Origin of the sequence: Sphaerotilus sp., from assembly GCF_041083715.1 — a bacterium.
Taxonomy (GTDB): Bacteria; Pseudomonadota; Gammaproteobacteria; order Burkholderiales; family Burkholderiaceae_C; genus Sphaerotilus.
In genome coordinates this window covers 1-17587 of record NZ_JBFPGY010000356.1, presented here as the reverse complement: position 1 = coordinate 17587, position 17587 = coordinate 1, and the positions used below count along the sequence as shown (strand labels likewise).

The window sequence follows — 17587 nt, the reverse complement described above, 5'->3', positions numbered from 1 at the left end:
GACGGCCCGCCAAGGTGGCCTGCAGCGGACAATGTCGCCCTGTTTTCCAATCCGACAGGGCGACGCCATGACCACAGACCTCCGATTCCCGTCCCGTGCTCCGTTCGGCCGTTGGTTGGCGGCTGGTGCGGTCATGGCCGCCTGCGTGGGGCTGAGCGGCTGTGGTGTGGTGGCCGTGGCCGGTGCGACGGCTGGCGCCGCGATCTCGGTGGCCGGGGCGGTCGTCTCCACCGGCGTCAAGGTCACCGGCAAGGTGATCGAGAAGACCATCGACGTGGTGACGCCGTCCAGCCCGGCCCCTGCGGAATAAGGCTGCGCTTCAGTCGATCGGCGTCAGCTTGGCGACGCTGAGTGCCAGCCACTTGGTGCCGTGGCGGCCGAAATTGACCTGGGCGCGGGCATCGGCTCCCTTGCCTTCCAGCGCCAGCACCACGCCTTCACCGAACTTGTTGTGGAAGACGGCCTGCTTGGGCCGCAGACCATGTCCTGAGGACTCGGCCGCGCTGCGCGCCATCGCCGCCGGCACGGGAGACGCCCACGAGGGCGGTGGTGCCGGTGTCGGTGTCCACGCCGGCCTTGACGACGCGCCGTAGCCGCCACCAAAGCCCGCACCCGACCCGAAGGAGCCGGACGCCCCGAAGGCCTGCCGCTTCGGCGTGAGCCACTTCAGCGCCTCTTCGGGCAGCTCGTCCAGGAAGCGGCTCTTGACGTTGTAGCGCGTCTGGCCGTGCAGCATCCGCGTCTGGCTGTGGCTGATGTAGAGCCGCTGGCGGGCGCGGGTGATGGCGACGTACATCAGGCGGCGTTCTTCCTCCAGCCCGTCGGCCTCGGTGGCGGCGTTCTCGTGCGGGAACAGGCCTTCCTCCAGCCCGGTGATGAAGACCGCGTCGAACTCCAGCCCCTTGGCGGCATGCACCGTCATCATCTGCACAGCGTCCTGTCCGGCCTGCGCCTGGTTGTCGCCGGCTTCGAGCGCGGCGTGGGTCAGGAAGGCGGCCAGCGGCGACAGGATCTCGCCCGTTTCCGCGTCCGGCAGCAGCTCGTTCGCGGTCTGGCCCATCTCGTCCACGGGCAGCGCCACGGCGTCCTTGCCGAAGCCCTCGATGGTGACGAACGCCTCCGCGGCGTTGACGAGTTCTTCCAGGTTCTCGATCCGGTCCTGGCCTTCCTTCTCGGTGCGGTAGAAGTCGATCAGCCCGCTCGCGGCGAGCACCTGCTCGATGATCACGCGCAGCGTGTGGCCCTGGGTGCTGGCGCGCAGGCCGTCGATCAGGCGGTTGAAGCCGGCCACCTTGGTGCCGGCCGTGCCGCTCAGGCCGCTGACGCCCTGGTAGAGGCTGCGGCCGCTGGCGCGGGCGACTTCCTGCAGCTGCTCGACCGAGCGCGTGCCGATGCCGCGTGCCGGGAAGTTCACGACGCGCAGGAAGCTGGTGTCGTCGTTCGGGTTCTCGATCAGGCGCAGGTAGGCCAGCGCGTGCTTCACCTCGGCGCGCTCGAAGAAGCGCAGGCCGCCATAGACCCGGTAGGGCACGCCCGCGTTGAACAGCGCCGACTCCAGCACCCGCGACTGCGCGTTGCTGCGGTAGAGCAGGGCGCATTCCGAGCGGGCCATGCCGCCGCGGTGCAGTTGCTGCAGTTCTTCCAGCAGCCACGCCGCCTCGGCGAAATCGCTGGTCGCCTCATAGACGCGCACTGGCTCGCCCGGTCCTGCCTCGGTGCGCAGGTTCTTGCCCAGGCGTCCGGTGTTGCGCGAGATCAGCGCGTTGGCCGAGTCGAGGATGTTGCCGAAGCTGCGGTAGTTGCGCTCCAGCTTGATGAGCTTGGCGACCCGGAACTCGCGCTCGAAGTCGGCCATGTTGCCCACACGGGCGCCGCGGAAGGCGTAGATGCTCTGGTCGTCATCCCCCACTGCGAACACCGCGCACGGCACGTCGCCCTGCGCCGGATCGCCCGCGAACATCTTCAGCCAGGCGTACTGCAGCCGGTTGGTGTCCTGGAACTCGTCGACCAGGATGTGCTGGAAGCGCTGGCGGTAGTGCTGGCGCAGGGCGGCATCGTCGCGCATCAGCTCGTAACTGCGCAGCATCAGCTCGGCGAAGTCGACCACGCCCTCGCGCTGGCACTGGTCTTCATATGCCTGGTAGACCTCGGCGAGCTTCTGGCTGTGCGGGTCGTGGATGTCCACGTCCTTGGGGCGCTTGCCTTCTTCCTTGGCGCCGGCGATGAACCAGGCGACCTGCTTCGGCACGAAGCGCTCCTCGTCGAGTTTCATCGCCTTGATGACGCGCTTGACGGCACTCAGCGAGTCGCCGCTGTCCAGGATCTGGAAGCTCTGCGGCAGGCCGGCCTGTTTCCAGTGCGCGCGCAGGAAGCGGTTGCACAGGCCGTGGAAGGTGCCGATCCACATGCCGCGCACGTTGAACGGCAGCATCGCGCCGAGGCGGGTCAGCATCTCCTTGGCGGCCTTGTTCGTGAAGGTCACCGCCATCAGCCCGCCGGGCGAGACCTGTCCGGTCTGCAGCAGCCAGGCGATGCGGGTGGTCAGCACGCGGGTCTTGCCCGAGCCGGCACCTGCCAGGATGAGCCCTGGCTCGGGCGGCAGCGTGACCGCGGCGAGCTGTTCAGGATTGAGGTTGGCGAGCAGGCGCGACGACACCGGCGCGGCGGGGTCGTGGGACATCGGGGATTCGAGCATTGGGAAATTCTACGTGGCGGGTCTGCGTGGCGCGGTGACCGAGGACCAATGTGGACGGGCCTCGACGAATGCCATGGCTCAGGTGTTGCGCCAGCGTCGCACATGATTCCAACTGCACCGAATCGGGCTGCCGCACAGCGGAAATACCGAAGATAAAAGTGATAAAAGCGAATCTGTTGCCACAAAATGTATAAAGTTGTCGCTTTTGAGCTGTGATTTTCTATACGAATTCTTCGCTAAAGTTAAAGAATAGGTGCGCCGCGTTACCACATGCGGTTAGCCTTTGATCCATAGAAAACCCGACTGGTGGCTCGCTTCATGAGTCTCCGTGATCGGTTCAAGCGGCATTGGTGCTTGCACCGGCCGCCGTGCGGCACAGTCCGCACGCACGCTCTCCACAAGAAAATCAAGGCTGGACATGTCTTCCTGCGCCACAAGAGCCCACCGTTTTTCCGCTGTTCCGATCTGGAGCAGGACCAGGCGTCAGGCACCGGTTGCCGCCTTCCAGGCGCTGGTTCGATGGTTCGCCATGCTGCTGCTGGGCAGTGTGATGGCCTCGGCGGTGCAGGCCGCATCGTTCAACTGGTCTTCAGCGAGTTGCATCACCGCAGGCAGCTGCACCACGGTGGGCAGCATCACCCGCTTCAGCAACGCGGTGACCGGCATCAACCCGCGCGACATCCTGCTGGAGGTGGTCAGCACCACGAATGGGGCATCCGTTTACGCTGCGGCCGTCGGCACTGTGACCGGCGGGGCGTCCTACATCGACGGCAAGGTGGGCACGAATCTGGCACCGGGCGTCGTGTCGCAGGTGCAGTTCCGGCTGCGATTCGTCAATCCGGGCACCACGGTCGACAACCCGCTGCCGGGTCCGATCTACTTCACCAGCCTCGACACGGATGGCATGCAGAGTGCTGTCTCGGGTGGCTACCGGGAGCGCTTCGAGATCATCACGCCGACATCCACCGTCGTGATCGGTCCGCAACTGGAAAGCACCCTGGCACTGGTTCCCGGCGGCGTCGCCTACTCGCCGATCATCTGCACGAACGGCACCGTGGTCGGCTGCAATGACCCGAGCTACGGCGGGGTTGGCAACTACGTCTTCTATCCGCTGCTGAGCACCACGCCCAATGTCGCCGCGACGGCGGTCTACACCGGCATGGTCGGTAACATCGACTTTGCGTTCGGCCTCGAAGTCTCGCCCAGCGGTCCGGGCAGCGTGCAGGAGAGTTTTCGCCAGTACGGCATTGCCGGGGGCGTGCCCGATGCGGACATGGTGCCTTCGGCGATCCAGTGCACGCCCAATCCAGTGGCGTCCGGTGTGCCGACGACCTGTGCGCTCACCTGCACCAACAACGGTCCGGATGTGGCCATCAATCCGTCCTGCGACTTCACCGGCACGCTGCCGGCTGGCGCCGTGCGCAGCGCTGGCTGTGGCACGCTGACCGGCTTGCTCGCCAGCGGCAGCAGCCGTGCCTGCAGCATCACCTTCACGCCCACGGCGGGCGGCACCCTCAACCTGACTGGCGGGACCGGTGCAGTCAACGACACCAATGGCGGTGCGGTTCCTACCGCCGGCAACAACCCGAGCACGGGGTCGGTCGTCGTGACCGCACCGACCGCCGCGGACATGAGCCCGGTGTTCAGCAACCTGCCTGGGCTGCTCAGCCCGGGAGCCAGCTATGCCGGCCTGACCCTGACCTGCTCCAACGCGACTGGTGGCGCTGCTGCGCTGGCCGCGACCTGCGCGCCGACGGTCTCGGCGGGCGTGGTCAGCGCTGTCAACTGCACGCCGGCTTCCGGCAGTACCTTGGCGGCCGGCTCCAGCATGGTCTGCACCTTCAGCTACACCGCACCCGGCACAGCCGGTGGCAGCGACACGACCGAGACTGCGGTGCTGTTCACCGGCACCACCGGGGCCACCAACGACACCACCCCAGCGAACAACACGACCACGGCTTCGGTCGGGTTGCTCGATGCCGTCGACGAGTCCGCCACCACGCCCTTCGGCACCGCGGCCACGCTGGCCGTGCTGGCGAACGACACGCGCGGTACCCTGGCCGTGAACTTCGGCACCGTGTCGCTGACGGTGCTCACGCCGCCCACCACCGGTTCGGCGTTTGATACGTCCAGCGGAGCCTTCAGCACCACGGCCGCGACGCGGCCCGGCACCTATTCGGTCACCTACCAGCTGTGCGCCAATCCGGCGCTGACCCCGGCGGTCTGCGACACGGCCACCGCCACCATCGTCGTCGGCCCCGGCGCCGACATGGTGCCGACCTTCGGCGCGCTGCCGGGCGTGGTGCATCCGGGCCAGATCTACACCGGCCTGACGCTCAGCTGCACCAACGTCGCCGGCGGCGCCACCGCCCACGGCACGCTCTGTCAGCCGCAGGCCAGCGCCGGCACGGTCAGCAACATCGTCTGCGCACCGCTGGTCGGCGCCGATGTCGCCAGCGGTGCGGCGCAGTCCTGCACCTTCTCCTACCAGGCGCCTGGCACGCAAGGTGGCACCGACGAGCCGACCACCGCCATCACCTTCACCGGCACGACCGGTGCCACCAACGACCTCAACGGGGGCGTGACCACCGGTGGCAACAACCTGGTCACGTCGGTGGCTGTGGTCATCGACGCCCTGGACGACGCGGTCACCCGTGCTGGCGGACTGACTGGGCAGACCACGCCGCTCGACGCCAACGACCAGATTCCCGCAGGCAGTGTCTACACCCTGCGTGCGGGCGGCACCTGCGCCAACGCCAGCGTGTCCGCATCCGGCCTGGCGACCTATGACGTGCCGGCCACCGGCTCCTGCACCGTGCCTTACCAGGTCTGTGCCCCGGCACCGAACTCGACCGCCTGCGACACCGCGACGCTGGTGGTCACGGCCACCAGCGCCGACATGGCGGCGGTCTTCAGCGGCCTGCCGACCGTTGTCCGCCCGGGCCAGACGTTCACCGGCCTGGGTCTGACCTGCACCAACGTTGCGGCCACCGGTGCGGCCACCGCAGCGACCTGCGCGCCGACCGTCAGCGCCGGCACGGTCTCCGCCGTGGCCTGCAATCCGTTGGTGGGGGCTGCGGTCGCACCCGGAGCCGCGATCGCCTGTACCTTCAGCTATGCCGCGCCTGGTGTGCAGGGTGGGGCGGACGAGCCCACGCTCTCCGTTGTCTTCACCGGCACGACCAGTGCAGCCAACGACGCCAACGCGGCCAACAATGTGGTCCAGTCCTCGGCCACGGTGATCGACGCGGTCGATGACAGCGTGGGCCAGCCCGGTGGCACCACCGGTCACACCACGCCGCTGGCGACGAATGACCAATTCCCGGCCGGCAGCACCTTCACCGGCACCGGCGGCACCTGCGCCAACGCCAGCGTGGGCAGCAGCACCGGCGTGGCCACCTACGACGTGCCAGTCAGCGGCAGCTGCACCGTCACCTACCAGCTCTGCGCCCCGGCGCCGGCCCAGACCACCTGCGACTTCGCGACCCTCACGGTCACGGCGGGCGCGGCTGACCTGTCACCGGCCTTCAGTGGCCTGCCGCGTGTGGTCGGACCTGGCCAGCGGTATACCGGTCTGACACTGACCTGCACCAACGCTGCAGGGGGCGCGGTGGCGACCTCGCCGACCTGTGCCCCCAGCGCCTCGGTCGGCACCGTCGGTGATCTGGTCTGCACGCCTGCACCCGGTGCCGGACTCGCCGCCGGTGCGGCGATCGCCTGCACCTTCTCGTACACGGCGCCCGGCACCCGCGGTGGTGCCGATGAACCGGCCGTGAACGTCGTCTTCCGTGGCCAGACGGGCGCGCTCAACGACAGCAACGGCGGCACCAGTGCCAACGGCAACAACCTGACGCTGGCCTCGGCGGTCCTGATCGATGCGGTCGACGACGCCGACACCCGCCCCGCCAGCCTGACCGGTCAGACCACCAATGTCGCCGAGAACGACCAGTTCCCTGTCGGCAGCCTCTTCACCCGCACGGGCGGCACCTGTGCCTCCGCCAGCATGGGTCCGACCGGCATCGCCACCTACGACATGCCGGCCACGGGCGCCTGTACCGTCGTCTACCAGGTCTGCGCTCCGGCGCCGGACACCGTGTCGTGCGACACCGCGACGCTCACCGTCACGGTGAACTCGTCCGACATGGTCCCGACGTTCTCGGGCCTGCCGACGGTCGTGCGACCGGGCCAGCAGGTCTCCGGCCTCGGCCTGACCTGCCGCAACGCGACTGGTGTGGCCGCCGCCACCGGCGTGCTGTGCCAGCCGGGCGCCTCGGTCGGTACCATCACCAACCTGCAATGCACGCCGGCCACCGGCGGCACCGTCGCCGCGGGTGCGGCCATCGTCTGCACCTTCGGCTACACGGCTCCCGGCACCCTGGGCGGCAGCCGCGAAACGGCCACGTCGGTGGTCTTCAGCGGCACGACTGGTGCGTCCAACGACAGCAACGGCGGCCTGACCTCCGGCGGCAACAACAGCGTCAGCAGCAGCGCCGCGGTGATCGATGCCGTCAGCGACGGTCCGGCCACCGTGCCGAGCACCGGCGCGCGCGTGCCGCTGTACGGCAACGACACGCTCGGCGGCAGCGCCATCACTGCGGCGCAGGTCGTGCCGACGCTGGTCGACACCAGCAGCCTGATCGGCGCGACCGTGGACGCCGCCACCGGCGAACTCATCGTCCCGGCCGGCGCTGTGCCGGGCAGCTACACGCTGACCTACCAGATCTGCGCTGCCAGCTCGATCTCCGTGTGCGACCAGGCCACCGTGCTGGTCACGGTGCAGGGCGCCGACATGGTGCCGACCTTCACCGGATGGCCGGGTGCCGTCTCGCCCGGCAGCCCCGTGACCGGCACGCTGACCTGCGCCAACAGCGGTCCGACCGCCGCCACGCAGGCCACCTGCGGCGCCACTGGCGCGACCGTGGGCGCCTGCACGGTCGGCGGTGCGGCCGTGGCCCTGCCGGTGGCCAGTCTGCCGGCGGGCAGCGCCATCGTCTGTGCCATCACGGCCACTGCGCCCGCCAGTGGTGTGGTCGCCCTGACCGGCCTGACCGGTGCCACCAATGACACCCAGGGCGGCACCGGCTCCGGTGGCAACAACAGCACCATGGCCTCGCTGCCGGTGATCGACGCCGTGAACGACGGCCCGGCCACCGTGCCCGCCACGGGCGGCACCATCGCCCTGCTGGCCAACGACACCCTGGGCGGCTTGCCCGTCACGCCTGCGCAGCTGAAGATCACGCTGACCAGCCCTGGCGGCCTCGCCGGTGCCACGGTCGATCCGCAAGGCCGTCTCACCGTGCCGGCCAACACGACACCCGGCACTTACACGCTGACCTACCAGATCTGTGTCAACCCGGCCACCACCCCGGCGGCCTGCGACACGGCCGCGGTCACGGTCAACGTGCTGGGTCAGCCGGACCTGCAGGTCAGCAAGACCCACAGTCCGGCCACCTTCACCGAGCGCCATCCCGGCACCTACACCATCACCGCGCGCAACACGGGTGGTTTCGCGACCAGCCTGCCGTACACGGTGGTGGACACGCTGCCGGCCGGGATGACGGTCGCCGCGGCGCCCACAGGCAATGGCTGGGATTGCAGTGCCACGGTAGTTGGCGCCACCACGGCCACCTGCACGTCGAGCACTGTGGTCACTGCGGGCAATCCCGCCCCGGCGATCACGCTGGTGGTCAACGTCGCGGCCGGCGCTTGCGCCACGCCCGATGCCAACGGGCTGTGCTCCGTGGCGGCCGGCACCGCGCTGGTCAACAACGTCCGCATCAGCGGCGGCGGCGAGTCCGGCGTCGGCGGCACGGGCGACAACAACACGGCCACCGACCCGACCCCGGTCCAGCAGGCCGGCGCCATCACCGGCCGGGTCTGGGGCGACACCAACCACGACCGCGTGCAATCGGGCAGCGAATCGGGGGTGGCCGGCATGGCGGTCGAGGTGCTGGACGCTGGCGGCGCTGTCGTCGGCACCGCCACCACCGACGCGCTGGGCGACTACCGCGTCGACGGACTGGTGCCGGGCACCGGCTTCGCCGTGCGCTTCCGCGATCCGGTCAGCGGCGCGTACTACGGCCGTCCGGTGTCCAACGATCCGGCGGGTGGCAACGACCCGACCGCCGCCACCAGCACCGGCGTGGTGACCGGCGGCACGATCCGCAACCTGACCGTGCCGGCCGGCCAGCGTGCCCGCATCAACCAGAGCCTGCCGCTGGACCCGAGCGGGATCGTCTATGGCACGGACACCCGTGCGCCCGTGGGCGGTGTGCGCGTCGAGCTGCTGGACGCGGCCGGTGCGGCCGTGTCCGCAGCCTGTGTGGCTGGCGGCGCGAACAGCGTCGTCACCTCGGCCGCCGGGACGCTGGCCGGGGCCTACAGCTTCCTGCTGAACAACCCGGTGCCCGCGGGCTGCCCAGGTGCGGCGACCTACCAGCTGCGCATCACGCCGACGAGCAGCTACGTGGTCAGCCGCACGCTGCCCGCGCAGGCCGGCACGCTGACGCCGCCGGTCGGCTGCACCAACGGCGCGGCCGGTGGCATCTGCACCGTGCAGGCGCAGAACACGGCACCCAGCGGCACCGAGTCCACGGCGTGGTACACGTCGCTGCGGCTCGATCCGGCCGCCGGTCCGGATGTGGTGAACAACCACATCGCGCTCGACCCGTCCGTGGTGCCGGCGCTGCTGGTCATCAAGACCGGGGACCGCGCCCAGGCCGAACTCGGCGACTCGGTGCGCTACACCGTGGTCGTCAAGCGCTCGGACGGCGGCAGTGCGCTGCTGCCGGCGCTGGAGGTGGTGGACACGCTGCCGGCCGGTTTCCGCTACATCGACGGCACGGCGCAGGTGAATGGCGCCAGCACCGCCGATCCGGTCGGCAAGCCCGGTCCTGCGCTGCGCTTCTCGCTCGGCGCCATGGCCTCGGGCAGCACGGTCACGCTGACCTACCGCGTCCGCGTGGGGGTCGGCGCGATGCAGGGCACCGGCATCAACAGCGCGCAGGCCACCGGCACCGCCGGTGCCACCTGCGGCACGACGCCGAACGCGCTGTGCTCGAACGTCAGCCAGTTCCGCGTGCGGGTCACTGGCGGCGTGTTCGCAGCCGAGGCCTGTGTGGTCGGCAAGGTGTTCGTCGACTGCAACCACAACCATGTGCAGGACGAGGAAGAGCTGGGCATACCGGGCGTGCGCCTGTACCTGACGGACGGCACCAGCCTGATCAGCGATGTGGAGGGCAAGTACAGCCTCTGCGGCCTGGCGCCGCGCACGCAGGTGATGGTCGTCGACCAGACGACGCTGCCCCGCGGCAGTCGCCTGACCACCTCGTCCAGCCGCAACGCGGGCGACGCCGGCAGCCTGTTCCTCGACCTGAAGAACGGCGAGCTGTACCGCGCCGACGTGGTCGAGGGCAGTTGCTCGAACCGGGTGCTGGAGCAGGTCAAGGCCCGCCGCGCCCGCGGCGAGACACAGGCCGTGGACACCGAGAAGCGCGGCCAGGTGCTGCGCTTCGATGGCAAGCCGGTCACCACGCCGGCCCAGGCCACCGACAGTGCCCGCCAGCGCGGCGGCACGGTCAAGCCGCGCCAGACCGGCGAGCTGCCGGCCCAGGGAGGTGCGCAATGAGCCGCCGCCCGCTGCCCCATTCCCTGACCCCGATGCCGAGTCCGCTCCAGAGCCCCAAGACGATGCAAGTTCAGACTCTCTCGCGGCCGCTGGCGCTGCGCGCGGTCGCCGCCGCCGTGGTGCTGGTCGGGTCCGGTGCGGCCTTCGGCCAGACCGCGGACCAGCCAGCGGGTGCGACCCGCTACCAGCCGCTGTTCGCGCCGGTTGCCAGCACGACCGCCCCGGCGATCGTGCTCGACGGGCAGTACGCCGCCAATGCCCGGGTCGGACAGCTCACGGTCGAGGTGCGCGGTGCCGGTGCCACGGCCGACGGCGTCACGCCCATCACCGTCACCGTGACGGTCCGCGACCGCGACGGTGCGCTGCTCAAGGAGCCCGTGCTCGTCACCATCGAGCACAGCGGCACCGCCCGCCTGCAGATGCAGGGCACGGCCACCGACGAGTTCGGCCCGAGCCGCAAGGACGCCGACCGCCGCGTGCCCGGCACGCAGCTGAAGGTCGTCGGCGGCACCGCCACCTTCAGCCTGATCGCCCCGAGCCAGCCCGAGGACGTGCTGCTGCGGCTCACGGCCGGCGAGGCCGAGGTGTCCGGGCTGATCGGCTTCTCGGCGGATCTGCGGGAGATGATCGCCGCCGGTCTGGTCGAAGGCGTGATCGGCAGCACCCGCCGCCACTACGACAGCGCCATCGCCCCGGCCCGCGTGGATGACGGATTCGAGGCCGAGCTGCGCCAGTGGAGCCGCAGTTTCGACCACGGCAACGGACTGGCGGCCGCACGGGCTGCGCTGTTCCTGAAGGGCAAGATCCGCGGCGACATGCTGCTGACCATGGCCTACGACAGCGACAAGGACACCCGCGCCCGCCTGCTCAACGACATCAAGCCGGAGGAGTTCTACCCGGTCTACGGCGATGCCAGCGTCAAGGGCTTCGAGGCGAAGAGTTCGTCCAAGCTCTTCGTGCGCATCGACAAGGACCGCCACTTCCTGCTCTACGGCGACTTCTCGACCGGCGACGCCTACACGGCGTCGGCCGGTGGCGGTGTCGTGGCCGGCACCCGCATGCGCCAGCTCGGCGCCTACAACCGGGTGATGACCGGCGTGCGCGGCCACTGGGAAACCCCGGCCGGTGTCGCCAACGCCTATGCCAGCCGCGACACGCTGCGCCATGTCGTCGAGGAAGTCCAGGCCAACGGCACCAGCGGCCCCTTTGCCGTCAGCGGCACGCAGGCGCTGGAGAACAGCGAGCAGGTGCAGCTCGTCGTGCGCGACCGCAACCACCGCGACACCGTGCTGTCGGTGACGACGCTGGTGCGGCTCAACGACTACAGCTTCGAGCCCTTCAGCGGCCGCATCCTGCTGACCCGCCCGGTGCCCAGCCAGGACGCCGATGGCAACCCCCTCTCGCTGCGCATCAGCTACGAGATCGACCAGGGTGGCGAGGCCTTCTGGCTGGCTGGTGCCGATGCCCAGGTCAACCTCGGCGAGCGGCTCACCGTCGGTGGCAGCGCCGTGGAAGACCGCAATCCCAACGCCCGCTTCCGTCTCGCCAGCGTCAACACCGGCGTCAAGCTGAGCGAGCAGACCAGCCTCGTCGCTGAACTCGCCTTCACCGACGCCGATCTCGCTGCACTCCGCCCGACGCTCACGGCGGCCGGCACCACGCCGCTGCCCGGCGGGGACACGACGATCGGCCGCGCAGGCCGCATCGAGCTGGCCCACCACAGCGACGCGCTCACCGCCAAGGTCTATGCGAGCCGCACCGGCGTTGGCTTCGCCAACACGGCCGCGGGTGTGCAGCCTGGCAGCCAGCAGGTCGGTGCCTCTGCGGCGTTCAAGGCCACCGACACCGTCACGCTCAAGGCCGACGCCCAGCGCACCGACGACACCGGCAACGACGCCCGCCGCACCGGCCTGACCGTCGGTGCCGAGGTGGCGGTGACGCCGGCGCTGACGCTCGGTGGCGGCCTGCGCCGCATCGAGGAACGTGGGCGCATCAGCGGCGCGCTCGCCACCCTCGGCGCCAACCCGAGCGCAGGCAGCTACTTCACGCCCGGCTCGGAAGGCGGCTTCAGCGGCGCGGGCAGCAGCACGCTGTTCAACGTCAACAACGCGCTCGCCACCACGGGTGCGGTGCCTGGCACCGTGCCCGATCTGGAGGCAACCACCGCTTTCGTCAGCGCCGCGTTCAAGGCCACCGACCGGCTCACGCTGCGTGCGCTGGCCGAGGCCGATGTGACTGGCGACGACCGCCACCGCGTGGAACTGGGCGCCAGCTACCAGCTGGCCGAGCGCGCGCGGCTCTATCTGCGCGGCGAATCGCAGACCGGCCTGTCCTCGCAGTACGCGCTCGACAGCGCCGCGCACAGCAACGCCATCGCGCTCGGCATCGACGGCAGCTACATGGAAGGCGGCAACGTCTTCAGCGAATACCGGCTGCGCGATGCCAGCGATGGCCGCGCCTCGCAGGTCGCCACCGGCGTGCGCAATGTCTGGCATGTCGCCGAGGGCCTGGCGCTGACCACCGGGCTGGAGCGGCTGAAGATCCTCGATGGCACTGGCCAGAATGCCACTGCCGCCGCGCTGGGCGCCGACTACACCGCCAGCGAATGGTGGAAGGCTTCGGGCCGGCTGGAATGGCGCCGGCTGGACGCCGTGGCCACCGACATGACGCAGGACAGCTGGCTCTCCACCGTGACCGTGGTGCGCAAGCTCGACCGCGACTGGACTGCGCTGGCCCGCAACTACTACCTGTCCACCGACAACCACGGCGCGCGCGCCGATGGGTGGCAGGACCGTTTCCAGATCGGCTTCGCCTACCGGCCAGTGGACCACAACCGGCTCGATGTGCTCGGCAAGTACGAGTACAAGACCGAGGACAACATCAACGCCACCGACGAGGCGCGCCACGTCCACGTCGGCGCGCTGCAGGCCAACTTCCACCCGAGCCGGGTCTGGTGGACCTCGGCCCGTGTCGCGGCCAAGGACGTGCGCGAGCGCTTCCCGAACACGCAGGGCGGCGGCGAGGACCGCTACCAGGCGTGGCTGCTCGGTGGCCGCCTGATCTATGACATCACCGAGAACTGGGACCTGGGTCTCCAGGCCAGCGTCATGCACGGCAAGGCCGACGGGCAGACCGGTGCAGCGCTGCAGAAGTCGATCGGCGTCGAGGCGGGGTATCTCGTCAAGACCAACCTCTGGCTGTCGGCGGGTCTCAACTGGGCCGGGTTCAGTGACCGTGACCTGTCGAGTGACTACACCGCGCGTGGGGTGTACCTGCGCCTGCGCTACAAGTTCGATGCCGACCTGTGGGCCGGCAGCAATCCAGACATCAACCGCAGCCTGCCGCGGTGAACGCGATGAAGTTGACGCACATGAACAAGAACACCTCCACCGCTTCTTCTCTGGTGCTCGCCCTCGGCCTCCTGGCGGTCGTGCCGCTGGTGCATGCGGATGCCGCCACGGATGGCGCGCTGATGGCCGACCACCAGGGCTACAACGTCCAGCAGGACACGATCCAGGCCCTCAACGACACCGGTCGCCACCGCCTGGCCAGCTATCCGCTCGCCAAGGCGCAGTGCTGGCTCGACGTGAGCTTCCACGAGTACACGCGCAACGACCGCTCGGCTTTCCCGCAGGGTGCGCTCGATGCGTCGCGCCAGATCACCGACTATCTCGCCCGCGGCGGCGCGCCTGGCGCCGCCGAGAATCCCGCGCAGCAGACACCGATGGTCAATGACGCACTGAAGCTGCGCGACGACCTGTGGGCACAGGCTGCAGCGCTGAAGACCCACACCGGCTGGCGCTGCGCCGAGAAGCTGGTGGCCTGTGGCGAGGTCGAACTGGTGCACGCCGGGAACGAGCACCGGCAGCAGGGCTGGCGCCACGCCAAGCCTTATGTGCAGATCGCCGAGGACCTGATCGGTGATGCCCGGCTGGCTGCCGAGGCATGCCCGGCGCTGCCTGTGCCGGCTCCCTCGGCGGCAATCACGCCCGCGGAATCGCCGCAGCCGCTGGCAGTGGCTCCCGTGGTTCCACCGCCGGTGGTGCATGAACGGATCGTGCTCAGCTCCAACGTGCTGTTCGCCTTCGACCGCCGCGGTCTCGCCGACCTGTTGCCGGAAGGCCGCGGGCAGCTTGATCAGCTCGTCGCGCGGCTGGACCGGGTGTATGCCCGTGTGGACCGACTGGAGCTGGTGGGTCACACCGACCGATTGGGCACCGAGGCTTACAACGGCAAGCTGTCCGCGGACCGTGCCGACACGGTCAAGGCCTACCTGCAGCAGCAAGGTGTGAAGGGGGACATCCTGGCGGTGGGCCGTGGCGCCACCGAGCCGTTGCCGCACCTGACCTGTGCGCAGCACACCCAGGCCGCTCTGGCGAAATGCCTGCAGCCAAACCGCCGCGTCGAGATCAGCATCACGGGCGTGCCGCGCTGAAACGGTTGCCACCGGTTTTCCTGAAGACGCCCCGGATCCGGGTGTCGGTAGCGTCATGAATGCAGTTATGCTTCAGAACGATCGAGTACCAATTTCGACGCGCTGAAACAGCGGTTTATGACGACCCAGATCTGGCACCAGGTGATTCGACACGGCATCGAGGACGTCGTGGACAACCCGCACGTCCTCGAATTGCTGCGGCACTGGCAGACCGCCCGCATGGCGCCGCGCCGGCCTTCGATGGCGATGTTCCACGCTGGGCGCTGGCCCGAGCTGTACCCGCGCCTGATGCTGCTGCGCCGGGAGGGCGACGAGTTCGTCTACGGCCACTACGGCACCGAGATCGCCCGCTACTCGCAGGGCGACATGACGGGACGGAAGGTGTCGGACTTCGGCGGACGCCTGTCGGCGTTCTTCCTCGACACCTACCTGGATGCGCTCGCGCACGACCAGCCGATCTACACGGTCCATGTCTCGGACCGCTCGATTGCCGTGTTCACCTGGGAGCGCCTGATCCTGCCGCTGGACAGCCAGGACGGCGAGGACTGGCTGCTGGTCTACGGCCATCCGCTGCAGATGCGCCACCAGTTGCTGGAGTCCGTGCTCGATGCGACCAGTGACGCCCTGCTGGCACTGCGCCGCGTGCACGATGCGCAGGGTGCCGACCTTGGCTGGATGGTGCTGATGATCAACCCGGCATTCACGGAGATGTTCGGGATCGTGTCCCGGGCCTTGGTCGGTCATCTGGTGCACGAGACGCTGGCAGACTGGGCGGCGCTCAATGTCGAGGCCGAGTGTCTGTTGACGATGGCCTCCGCGACGCCCCGTGCCGTCACGCGGGTCCTGCTGACCAGCCAGAATCTGCTGCGCTACCTTGACATCCAGATCCGGCCTCTCAAGGACGGGGTTGTCGTCAGCCTGACCGATGCCACCGACCTGCACGAGGCCCAGAAACGCCTGCGGCATCTGGCGACCACCGATGCCCTCACTGGCCTGGCCAATCGGCGCGAGTTCGACGAACAACTGCACCTTGAAGTGCAGCGTGCGTGCCGTTCGGGCGAGCCGCTGACGCTGGTGATGGCCGACATCGACGCCTTCAAGGCCTACAACGACCACTGTGGCCATGCGGCTGGCGACGATTGCCTGCGCCAGTTCGCGTTGATCCTGAAATCGGTCTTCGCCCGTGAACTCGACGTGGTGGCCCGCTATGGCGGCGAGGAATTCGCGGTCCTGCTGCCAGGCACTGGCGCCGAGGGGGCGCTCAACCTGACCGAGCGGCTGCTGCAGCGACTGCAGCGCGAGGCGATGCCGCATCCGGCCTCGCCCGTGGCCACGATGGTGACGGCCAGTTTTGGCATCGCGGCCTTCGGAGCCCGCGCTGTGGACGACGAGATCCATCTGCTGCGCCGCGCGGACGGTGCGCTCTACCAGGCCAAGCAGACGGGCCGCAACCGGGCCTGTCTCGCCGGCTGACCGCATCTCCAGTCGATTTCCCCCGAGTTGCTCAACAGCGTTCACCAGGGCAGAACCCGCACCGATCGACGCCACGATCTCGCTGCTGGCGGCCGTGGCCGGTGGGGAATGCACGGCTCATCCAGCCAGAAGTGCCCCTCAGGCTGGTGGATTCCGCCGATGCGAACTGCGCAGCACGATCGTGCCTGGCGCCATCAGCGATCCCAGTGACTCCGCATCCGGGTCGATGATGCGCCGGATGGCCTCGCTGACCAGATGCTCGATCGGCTGGCGAAAAGTCGTCAGTTCGTAGCTGGGTGAGCTGGCGAGTTCGATGTCGTCGAAGCCGACGATGGCCATCTTGCGCTGCGAGTGGGTCGCCACCAGCGCGTCCATCGCGCCGATGGCCAGGATGTCGTTCTCGCAGAACAGGGCTTCGAGCCGCCCTTCACGCGGGGTTTCCTCCAGATAGCGCAACAGCGTCTGCATGCCTTCGCTGCGGCGGTAGTGGCTGGCCTCCAGCACCTTCGACAAGGGCACCCCGCAGGCGCTCAGCCGATCGCGAAAACCCTCCAGCCGGCGCAGTTCGGTGCGCTCCGACATCGGCCCGGCCATGTAGCCGATGCGCCGGTAGCCCTCGTCCAGGAACAGGTTCGCGATCTCGGCACCGGCCGCATAGCCATCCGTGCTGACGAAGGGAATGTCGGCCTGACCGCTGTTGCGCAGGATCACCACCAGCGGGATGTGCTTGATGCGCTGCGCCAGCTCGATCAGCTCACGCTTGAGTGTCGTGCCCAGGAAGACCAGACCGTCGACCTGGAACTGATCGGCCAGCCGCACGGCCTCGGCGGGGCTGTATTCGGCACTGATGTTCAGCAGCAGCGTGCTGTAGCCGCGCGCCTGGATCTGGCGTGTTGCTTCGCTGAGGACACGCAACTGGTTGTAGTTGCCCAGCTCATCGACCACCAGCGCGATCAGCCGGGTGCTGCGGGTCGCCAGGCTGCGGGCCAGCAGGTTGGGCGTGAAGCCCATCGCGGTGGCGGTCTGGCGGATGCGGTCACGCACCTCGGGGGCAATCGAGGCCCCATCGGTGAAGGCGCGCAGCACCGTCCATTTCGACATCCCGACCTGCTCGGCCACGTCCTTCGCGGTGATCCGCTTGATGCGTGTGTCGGTGGGACGTGGCTCGGACGGTGACATGGTGAGGTCTGCAGGTGCGGCAAGACTGACATTGTCAATCTTGTTGCACCTGCCTCACCGCTTCATGCTCAGACGGTCCCGCCCAACGAACCTTCCAGCCGCGCCATCTCCTGGCCGCCGGCCATCAGGTCTTGCAACTCCTCGGCGCGGATCTCGCCGCGTTGTGCCGTGCCCAGCG

At 69.1% G+C, this 17587-nt stretch carries 7 protein-coding genes; 5 read left to right on the top strand and 2 right to left on the bottom strand.

Annotated elements, in window-relative coordinates:
- Nucleotides 1-133 precede the first annotated feature (133 nt).
- A complete protein-coding gene (locus AB3X43_RS16870) occupies nt 134-310 on the top strand; it encodes a hypothetical protein (protein WP_369431027.1) in 177 nt (58 codons plus the stop codon).
- A gap of 9 nt (nt 311-319) precedes the next feature.
- Here AB3X43_RS16870 and AB3X43_RS16865 read toward each other — a convergent pair whose 3' ends face one another.
- Nucleotides 320-2680: a UvrD-helicase domain-containing protein gene (locus AB3X43_RS16865; RefSeq protein WP_369431026.1), complete on the bottom strand. Its 2361-nt coding sequence runs from the start codon at nt 2678-2680 to the stop codon at nt 320-322.
- A gap of 544 nt (nt 2681-3224) precedes the next feature.
- Between AB3X43_RS16865 and AB3X43_RS16860 the strand changes: the two genes are divergently transcribed.
- The 4 genes from AB3X43_RS16860 to AB3X43_RS16845 all read left to right on the top strand — a co-directional run bounded on the left by AB3X43_RS16860 (nt 3225) and on the right by AB3X43_RS16845 (nt 16230).
- Complete coding sequence (locus AB3X43_RS16860; protein WP_369431025.1) at nt 3225-10322, top strand: SdrD B-like domain-containing protein; 7098 nt, start codon at nt 3225-3227, stop codon at nt 10320-10322.
- Nucleotides 10323-10384: 62 nt separating this feature from the next.
- A complete protein-coding gene (locus AB3X43_RS16855; protein ID WP_369431024.1) occupies nt 10385-13672 on the top strand; it encodes a TonB-dependent receptor in 3288 nt (1095 codons plus the stop codon).
- Between the two features lie 20 nt (nt 13673-13692).
- A complete protein-coding gene (locus AB3X43_RS16850; protein WP_369431022.1) occupies nt 13693-14757 on the top strand; it encodes an OmpA family protein in 1065 nt (354 codons plus the stop codon).
- A gap of 117 nt (nt 14758-14874) precedes the next feature.
- Nucleotides 14875-16230, top strand: coding sequence for a GGDEF domain-containing protein (locus AB3X43_RS16845; protein ID WP_369431021.1), 1356 nt, complete (start codon nt 14875-14877; stop codon nt 16228-16230).
- 138 nt (nt 16231-16368) lie between these two features.
- Here AB3X43_RS16845 and AB3X43_RS16840 read toward each other — a convergent pair whose 3' ends face one another.
- Complete coding sequence (locus tag AB3X43_RS16840; protein WP_369431020.1) at nt 16369-17409, bottom strand: LacI family DNA-binding transcriptional regulator; 1041 nt, start codon at nt 17407-17409, stop codon at nt 16369-16371.
- Between the last annotated feature and the right edge of the window lie 178 nt (nt 17410-17587).

Bases quoted from the DNA above. Each gene is read 5' to 3' on its own strand.
- AB3X43_RS16865 (WP_369431026.1), bottom strand. From the start codon at position 2,680: ATGTCCCACGACCCCGCCGCGCCGGTGTCGTCGCGCCTGCTCGCCAAC.
- AB3X43_RS16855 (WP_369431024.1), top strand. From the start codon at position 10,385: ATGCAAGTTCAGACTCTCTCGCGGCCGCTGGCGCTGCGCGCGGTCGCC.
- AB3X43_RS16845 (WP_369431021.1), top strand. From the start codon at position 14,875: ATGACGACCCAGATCTGGCACCAGGTGATTCGACACGGCATCGAGGAC.
- AB3X43_RS16840 (WP_369431020.1), bottom strand. From the start codon at position 17,409: ATGTCACCGTCCGAGCCACGTCCCACCGACACACGCATCAAGCGGATC.
- AB3X43_RS16850 (WP_369431022.1), top strand. From the start codon at position 13,693: ATGAACAAGAACACCTCCACCGCTTCTTCTCTGGTGCTCGCCCTCGGC.
- AB3X43_RS16860 (WP_369431025.1), top strand. From the start codon at position 3,225: ATGCTGCTGCTGGGCAGTGTGATGGCCTCGGCGGTGCAGGCCGCATCG.
- AB3X43_RS16870 (WP_369431027.1), top strand. From the start codon at position 134: ATGGCCGCCTGCGTGGGGCTGAGCGGCTGTGGTGTGGTGGCCGTGGCC.